Source organism: Bacteroides sp. DH3716P (assembly GCF_025914115.1).
GTDB lineage: Bacteria > Bacteroidota > Bacteroidia > Bacteroidales > Bacteroidaceae > Bacteroides > Bacteroides ovatus.
The window spans coordinates 681,668-690,568 of sequence record NZ_CP083673.1 but is presented as its reverse complement, the minus strand read 5'-3'; the positions used below and the strand labels follow the sequence as shown (position 1 = coordinate 690,568).

Sequence of the window (8,901 nt, the reverse complement as noted above, 5' to 3'; positions counted from 1 at the left end):
GAATAATGAAGCTGTAATCATATAGTAGAAGCCGTTTTTCATGTATTGTTCCAGTGTTATATCTATTCCATAGTTTTTGGCTATTCCGGTGTTTGTCAATATGCGGTCTAAATAGAATTCTTCATAATTGATAATCGAAAAGGAGGAGTTTTCCTCAACCGGTATGTGGAACAAGTATTGATAATAGGGTTCTATTTTCAGATGTAGGCTCTGATTGATATTCCAGTCATAAGTGAATCCGAAATGATGTGCCTTTGAGAAGTCCAGGTACCGGTTTGATTCTTTTTTACCATTGATTATCTGTTCAACAAAGTAATAGTCGAGCCTTTCCCGGCGGCTATGCAAGCCGTAAGCTGCTGCTAAAGAATGTGCAGGATTTATTTTCCATTTAAGGGCAACTCTCGGTTCTATCGACCAGTTCTTGTTTAAAGTAAAATATTGTCCGGTAACCCCTAAACTGGTTGTCAGATTGTTGCTCAAGTTTATTACGGAACTACTATATGCCGAGAGGACTGTACTTTCTCCACTGCCTTTCGATATTTGTTCCATAGGTTTGTTTAATCCCAAATAAGAGCTGACTTTGTAATCAAGATCATATTTAAGTTCCGTAATGGTAATCCCTGTTCTGTTGGTATGCCTCGGACTGAATTTCTTATTCAGATATGAATTGAATACTAAATTCCATCTGCTATTCTGAATATCTGCTACATTAATAATAGCGTCGTCGGTATGTAAGTCCGCCAATGAACGGTCTTTGGAATAGGTAGCGGATAGAGAAGAACGGATATAAGTATTTTCATCCAGTACATATTTGTGCGCTAAGCCACCTGCCAGTTTTTCCAGTTTATTATATCCCGACGACCGGTCTCCCATCGTTTCCCATTCGGAACGTTCCAAAACATCTGCTTTATTTCTGTCTATCAATCCTAATCCCCAGATCGAAAAGGTTCCAGCTTTACGTGTGGGAAAATTTAGTTTGAAGGCTAAATCCTGATATTTCAGGTTGATGTCATTACCCGATGCCAGTGAAGTAGTAGAAAAGCGGTAATTAATCAGGTAGGAACTTCCCCGCTTTTTATTGATAGGTCCTTCCGAGGCCAAATCTATCCCCATGAGCCCGACTTGAAAAGCGTGTTCGTACTTCTGATTATTACCATTTCGCAGATGCATATCGAAAACTCCTGATAAGGCATTGCTGTATTCCGCCGGGAAAGCTCCGTTGTAGAAATCGGAGTTGCCGATGACTTGCGTACTCAAAGCGGACAGAAATCCTCCTCCCAAGCCTGATAAATCAGCAAAGTGAGTAGGATTAGGTATTTCAATTCCCTCCAGTCTCCATTGTGTAAATTGCGGGGCATTTCCCCGGATGGCAACCGCATTAGTACCGACATCTCCTGCTACACCTGCAAATGCAGAACTTAACCGTGCAGGATCGTCAAAACCATTGGCAAATCGGGACGCTTCTTCAATACTAATCATACGTCCTCCTGTGATAGCCATTGGGTTGATAGTCCGGTCTTTTTTTATTTCCGGCTTGACAAGTACTTCAGCCAAATCTTGTACATTCTCATCCATAGGAATCTCTACAAATACTTCTTTGAATGAAGTGACAGATACTTCGCTGATGATACTTGGGCGATACCCCATAAAAGATGCCTGAATATTATAACGACCCACCGGGATATTATTAATCCGGAAATTTCCCCGTCCGTCAGTCGAACCTCCCCGTGAGGGATCTTCTATTATACAGACAGAGGCATATTCTATGGGTGTATTGGTTTTGGAATCAACAACGATTCCTCTTATGGTTTGAGTCAGTTTTTGTGTATCATTGCTAGTAGTCTTTTGTTTGATATCCTGCAAAGAAATTATAATATGATATCCTTTTATCTTATATACATATCCGGTTTCCTTCAATAGTTGAGCCATAGCTTTGTCAATGGTTACATTTTTGAATGATAAAGAGTGCTTCTTTTCGATATTCAGGTTCGATTGTTCATAAGCGATGCTATATCCGGTTTGTGTTTCAATTTGTGCAAAAGCCTCTTTTAATGAGATATTTTTATTTTGTATGGTAATCTTTTTATCTTTATTCTGTGCAATAGTTGTAAGAGATAGAAAAGTAAAAAATAAAAAAATGGCGAGCTTACCTGCCTGTTTATTTGTATTTATTCGATTCATTATTCTATATTTGTATGTTGATACTTCATTTTACGTCACTTGTTGAATGAGGGTAGACATTTCAGAACTGGGAGGAGGGTCTCAAGCTGCTTCCCGGTTCTTTTTATTCATAGGCTGTTTCTTTTTATTGTCGGGTTAATACTATTTTCTTTTCATATTGCTGATAATCAAAGCCGATGATATCTTTCAATATATTTAGTATTTCATTCAGACTTTCATCTTTCAGAAATTTAACCGTATATCGTTTGGATGCGGGGATAATTGCTGTATTATCAATAGTGGTGTTATAGTGCCTTTCCAAGGTTCGGAATATTTCTCCGGCGCTGGCATTGGTAAATACTAGTTTTCCCGCCATCCAACAATTTGTATCATTCGTATCTATCACTGATATGTGAATATCTGATGATTTTTTGTCGTATGTAAGCTGCTCATCGGGCTTTAGTATATGGGGAGGTTGAGACCGGACACTCACTTCCACTTTACCGCTAGTCAATGTAGTCGTTATTTTCTCATCATTAGGATAGGCTTTCACATTGAACCTGGTTCCAAGAACTTTCACAGAGAGTTGGGAGGTTTCTACAATAAAAGGACTTGCAGTATCTTTTTTGACAGAGAAATAAGCTTCACCGTTGAGAATGACCTGACGTTTATCTTTGGCAAAAGTCTCCGGGTATAAAATGGAACTTCCCGCATTCAACCATACTTCCGAACTGTCCGGCAAGATTAGACGCTTCTGTTCTCCATAGGCAACAGATACCTCTATCATTTCGTTTCGGGGAGAAAGATAGTAGAACATTCCTCCTGCCAATAAAAACAAAGGAACAATAACGGCGGCAACACGGGCAAACTTCTGATAAGAAGCTACGTTGGTCAGATGCTCCTTATTATATCCTGTTCTTAAGTTTACCCGTTCCAATGAGACATAAGTGCTCGAATCGGCTTCTACGTCCAATTCATTCCAATAATCCAATGAAGCTTTTGCTTTCGCCTGCTGATTTTGGTCTTTAATGATCCACTTCTGCACTTTCTCTTCCGTTTCGGATGGAAAGCGTGCGGAGAGGAACATTTTGATGATTTTACTGATATTACTTTTCTTCATTTTTGCTGCACTTTACTATATATACAGTTTAGTGGCAAAAAGCTCAATAAGAAAGTGGAAGTTTTTTTTATAAAGCAGAATGAAAAAAAATATAATGCTATAATAGTGATACCAGGAAACATGAAATAACCTTCCGTATTTCTTTCAAAGCAAGACTTAGCTGGCTTTCAACATTTCTTTTGGTAGTATTCAGGCGTTCGGCAATTTCGGCATTGGATAATCCTTCGTTACGACTCAATGTATAAATCATTCTCCGTTGTTCGGGCATTCCTCCGACAAGTTCGTCAATCAGCATTTCCAATTCCTTGGCAATAAGGTCTTCTTCGGAAGTAGAGCTATATCCTGTTTCTTGATTATTGTTCAGATAGGCATCACACACATATTTATGTTTCAGAAAGTTGATTGCTGCATTTCTTGCAATGGTGTGCAAATAAGAATTGAATGATCTGGACGTATCAATCGAATGACGGTTGATCCAAAGATTGACAAATAAATCCTCTGTCAGCTCTTCCGCATCAGGTTCTGATTTTATATATCCGTCAATGAATGTTTTGGTTTTGTTGTAGTATGCTATAAAAATAGTCTCAAAGGCCTTGTGATTCCCATCCTGAAAGGCCTCCAGCGTTTTTATATCAATGTTGTTATTCATACTATCTCCCAATTTTCATTTCATTAGGACAAAAGAAGCAATAATTTATTTTAGATAGATGGTCTTTTTTGAAATATTAATGATATTAGAAAGATTTATTCTATTTTCAAGATTCTCTTCATCTCCGGACGAAAGCTATCACCCCAGATTTCCAGTTGCTCAATCAGAGGAATCAGCGTCTTTCCCAATTCGGTGATAGCATATTCCGAATGGGGAGGAAGCTCCATGAATATCTTTTTGCTGATAATGCCGTGCATCTCCAATTCTTTCAGTTGTTGATTGATGACCCGGGGACTTGCCTCGGTAAATAAACGATGCAGCTCGCTGGGACGTTTCGGACCAGTGCATAATTCCTGAATGATGCAACTTTTCCATTTTCCCCCGATCACTTCCATCGTAATCTTTATCCCACAATCAATATCAAAAGGAATTTTCTTCTTATACATAGTTTTCTGCTTTTCTGCAAAAATAAGGATATCACTACAAAAACAAAAATAATAATCCCCAAATGTAGTATAGGGCTAAATTTATCAGTATATGAATAATTCGTCCCTACTTGCCGATGTTTCAGGTATTCCCTACTTTTGCTTCAAAAAGATGAGAAAGTATTTATTATCACTTGCATTAGTCGTTGGAGTCGTTTCAATGAATGCACAAGAAAAAGTAACAAACAATGTAAATATGGAAAATAAAAAATCAACTCTTCGTTTTATCTATCCTCAATGGCAAGGAGGAATTGTAGATCATTGGATGCCTGATATTCCGGCGGAAGATTCATCCAGAGGCTACTATCTGGGAGCACAGTTATTGAACTATTTAGCCCCACAGACCGGTCAGAATACGGTCGAAGTTCCGGTTTCACTGGATATAAATGACAGAGCGACGGAAAAAGGTATCAGTGCACGCAGTGTCATACTGAAACAAACTAAAGCTGCGCTTGATCTGCTTAAAGAGAATCATCCGGATCGGATTGTCACTTTAGGAGGAGAATGTTCCGTTAGTGTTGTTCCGTTTACTTATTTAATCAATAGATACCCGGATGATGTAGCTATCGTCTGGATAGACGCACATCCCGACATCAATCTGCCTTATGATGAATATAAGGGTTATCATGCAATGGCACTAACAGCTTGTTTGGGAATGGGAGATGAAGAAATAATGGAATTACTTCCGGGAAAAACGGATGCTTCCAAAGCCCTGATTGTCGGACTCCGCTCATGGGATGAGGGTATGCAGGAACGACAAAGAAAGCTGGGAATTAAAGGATTATCTCCACAGGAAGTTGCCAATGATCGTACAAAGATTATGGAATGGCTGAAAAGTACCGGGGTTTCGAAGGTGGTTATACATTTCGATATGGATGTATTGGACCCGGCAGAGATAATCGCTGCCGTAGGCGTTGAGCCTAACGGCATGAAGATTGAAGAAGTAGTTCGTATCATTAATGATATATCCTCCGAATATGATCTGGTAGGACTTACAGTTGCCGAACCTATGCCACGAGTGGCAATCAAACTTAGAAATATGCTCAATCAGTTACCTCTATTGAAAGATTAAATCCCCTTTGACGAGGACGGTAAAGAATACCGAATACATTCAGTAGATACCCCAATAAACACAATAATGGGGCAATACGTATGCGTGTTCCACTAAATATATCGGGATTATAGGCGGCAAGGGTACTCCCCTCGCCGCTCATTAATATATATCCTATGATAATCAATATAGAGCCGATAATTAAGATGACGTAATTTCTTTTGCCCAATACTGTTTTTATTTCTTCTTCTCTTATTCTTTTCGATTTCATATTCTTTGAGTTTAGTTGTGATAATTCATTAGTTGAGTAAAGCGCATATATTTCTTTTCAAATTGCTGATTACTCTGTTCATATCTCTCTTTATCCATACTCTTCAGTAATTCATTACACTGATTCCATTGCCAGAACCTATACAAACAATCCTGTTGAACCATCCCTATCCGGTTATCTCCCAATGAGAAAGCCCAGTCGATATAATTTTCCGATTCTGCTATCAGATGATTCAATAGATCGGTCGCTTTCTGCGTTTCTCCTATGGAAGCATAAGCGGTGGCTATATCATACGAACCACTCTCGTATACTTCAGGAACATTATATGCCGGAATAGCTTGCCCAGCATATTCCAATACTTTTCTGGCACGGATGTCGTCTCCTTGTTTCACCAATTCTTTAGCCAGTTGCGCAAAGAGCCTTCGATGAGAATAACAGATGCGCAGGGTTGTTTCGTCCAGATAAAGTCCGGGAGTATCCAATCCACCGTATTTATATCTGTTCATCACATTCTCGTAGAGCTTCTCCGTATCTATGGCATATCCATTGCCTTCTTCCACGTCTCCCCATTCTTTATAGTTGAAAGGAGTAAACCGGAATGCTAACCCTTCCTGAACAAAGTAGTCATCAAATTTCAGTTTACTGGAGTTGCCTACCGAGATTGCCATGTACAGGGGACGTTCCCAGTTACAGTTAGCCAGGATCTCGAGCATGAGTAAGTCCACTTTAGTCAACAGACGTATATTTTTTAGAGAAATAGACAGTTTATCCGGTATTGCATCTCTTAGTTCTTCCCCTTTTAAATGACGAATGGCTTCAGGCAACATCATTCCAGAACGGAGTACTGCATCCTTATCAATATAAATATTTATAGTATCGGTAGGTATCACATGGAATTCCTGTTTCTCTGCGAACACCCAATATTTCAGGATATTCTTTATTTCATACGGATCATTTCCAAAACTATCACGGGCTTCTTCGGGATGTTTCTGATACAATGCTTCTATCTGTTTCTTCAATTCCGGACGAACAGCCACATATTCGTTCTTCCCTTCCTGGTATTGATTTTGATCCCAACTGATCGGCAGTCCGGGAGCATCGTACAGAGGACATTGTTGCTGATAAATGTACCAGTCGGTCTGCGCATAACTTAAATTGCAGATACGTACATCTCTGCGTACTTCTTCCGTATCCTGATTATACCACAAGGGGAACGTATCATTATCCCCCTCACAGAATATGATCGGATTTCCTTTGTCGGGAAGTGTCATCAGATAATTAGCACCAAAGTCACGACAGGTATACCGGTTGCTTCGATCGTGGTCATCCCAAGTCTGGCTTGCCATTTGTATGGGGACAAACAGGCAAAGCAGCATAAGTAAGCCGACTGGGAGGATTTTTGCCTGTTTCCTGCGAAGCATGTCACAGCATCCGGCGGCTCCCATTCCAATCCAGATAGCGAACGCATAAAACGAACCTGCATACGCATAATCCCGTTCACGGGGTTGTCCGGGAGTCTGATTCAGATAGAGCACAATAGCCAATCCCGTCATAAAGAAAAGGAAAAATAAGACACTGAATTGCTGCTTGCCTTTTTTTCCACGTGTCCATTGCCAATAGATACCGAGTAATCCTAATAATAATGGTAAGCCATAGAACACATTGTGACCTTTGTTCTCACGCAAAGATTCCGGCAAAAGTTTTTGATCCCCCAGTCGCAGATTATCAAGCCAGGAAATTCCTGTAATCCAGTTACCATGTTCCGGTTCACCGCTTCCTTGAATATCATTCTGTCGTCCGACAAAATTCCATAAGAAATAGCGCCAGTACATGTAATTGAGTTGGTATGTGATAAAATAAGTCAGGTTCTCTTTTTGTGTAGGAGCCTCATTCGCACCTCCACCGGACCATCCTTTGTAAGAAGCGGCCGAACGATCATTCCACATCCGCGGAAATAACATATTTTGAGTGTAGCACACGTCTTCCTTATAGCGAATAATTTTATACTTGCCTTCTTTCTTATCCGGCCGATAGATGGCACTACCTTTTTCTGTCTTTACCTTGTAATAGTCTCCTTCGGGCACATACTCCGGTTCGGACGCATAGGTTCTCCCATAAAGTAAAGGAGCACTTTCATACTGTTCGCGATTCAGGTAGCTTTTGAGTGTGAAAATAGTATCCGGTGCATTCTCATTGAGCGGCGTATTAGCATTGGCACGAATGAGTATGACCGCATAGGTGGTATATCCTATGGTGAGCATGAGTAAACACCACAAACCGGTATTCACGATGCGTTTTCTGAACCGATAAATGGCTCCTATCAGTAAAAACAGGACCAAACCCAGAAAGACGATCAATCCTGACTGGAAGGGTAATCCCATCACATTGACAAAGAATAATTCGAACCATCCTCCTACATCAGCCATTCCGGGTATATAAACAAAAAGAATCAATACAATAAGAATACCGGATAATGCAATGGCCCCGATAACTCCCTTGAGTGATAGAGTCTGATATTTTTGGTAATAGAACACTAATACAATGGCAGGAATACAAAGCAGATTAAGCAAATGCACTCCGATTGAAAGCCCTATAATATAGGCTATCAGGATAATCCAGCGGTCACCGGACACAGAATCTGCTTCATCCTGCCAGCGAAGAATCATCCAAAATACCAAGGCTGTGAGGAAAGAAGAGAAGGCATATACCTCCCCCTCTACCGCACTAAACCAGAATGTATCACTGAAAGTATAAGCTAAAGCTCCCACAAAACCTGCTCCCAGAATGATAATAACATCCATAACAGATAATTTCCGTTCATCGCCCACAAGCAAGGCTCTCACTAATCGGGTAATACTCCAGAAAAGAAACAAGATACAACCGGCACTCAATAGTGCATTTAAAAAGTTGACCATTCCCGACACTTGCGAAGCATCGGAAGCAAACTGGGTAAACAGGTTGCCGACAAGCATATAGAAAGGTGCTCCCGGCGGATGCCCTACCTGTAATTTTTCAGCACAAGAAATAAATTCGGGACAATCCCAGAAACTTGCGGTTGGTTCGATGGTCATCCCATACACAAATGCTGCTATCAGAAAGACCAGCCACCCACCGAAATCATTCCATCTTTTAAATAATAAGTTGCTCATTGTTCTGTACTTTTTT

At 40.2% G+C, this 8,901-nt stretch carries 7 protein-coding genes; 1 reads left to right on the top strand and 6 read right to left on the bottom strand.

All coding sequences use genetic code 11. From position 1 onward, the window contains the following. From KQP79_RS02305 to KQP79_RS02290, 4 genes are all read right to left on the bottom strand, one after another. On the bottom strand, window positions 1-2,181 hold a 2,181-nt coding region (locus tag KQP79_RS02305), incomplete at its 3' end, for a secretin and TonB N-terminal domain-containing protein (protein WP_264386614.1). A 124-nt stretch (window positions 2,182-2,305) separates the two neighbouring features. Further along, a complete protein-coding gene (locus KQP79_RS02300) occupies window positions 2,306-3,280 on the bottom strand; it encodes a FecR family protein (protein WP_004309739.1) in 975 nt (324 codons plus the stop codon). A gap of 97 nt (window positions 3,281-3,377) precedes the next feature. Further along, complete coding sequence (locus KQP79_RS02295; protein WP_004296013.1) at window positions 3,378-3,929, bottom strand: RNA polymerase sigma-70 factor; 552 nt, start codon at window positions 3,927-3,929, stop codon at window positions 3,378-3,380. Between the two features lie 95 nt (window positions 3,930-4,024). Further along, the gene (locus KQP79_RS02290; RefSeq protein ID WP_004296014.1) at window positions 4,025-4,375 is read right to left on the bottom strand and encodes a winged helix-turn-helix transcriptional regulator; all 351 of its coding nucleotides are present in this window, start codon (window positions 4,373-4,375) and stop codon (window positions 4,025-4,027) included. Window positions 4,376-4,466: 91 nt separating this feature from the next. Between KQP79_RS02290 and KQP79_RS02285 the strand changes: the two genes are divergently transcribed. After that, a complete protein-coding gene (locus KQP79_RS02285) occupies window positions 4,467-5,486 on the top strand; it encodes an arginase family protein (RefSeq protein WP_004296015.1) in 1,020 nt (339 codons plus the stop codon). Here the strand turns inward: KQP79_RS02285 and KQP79_RS02280 are convergent. Then, complete coding sequence (locus tag KQP79_RS02280) at window positions 5,458-5,736, bottom strand: DUF3098 domain-containing protein (RefSeq protein ID WP_004296016.1); 279 nt, start codon at window positions 5,734-5,736, stop codon at window positions 5,458-5,460. The two genes, KQP79_RS02285 and KQP79_RS02280, sit on opposite strands and share 29 nt — an antisense overlap. Before the next feature lie 11 nt (window positions 5,737-5,747). Beyond that, entirely contained in the window at window positions 5,748-8,885 is a 3,138-nt protein-coding gene (locus KQP79_RS02275) for a DUF2723 domain-containing protein (protein ID WP_008775691.1), read from the bottom strand. Window positions 8,886-8,901 lie beyond the last annotated feature (16 nt).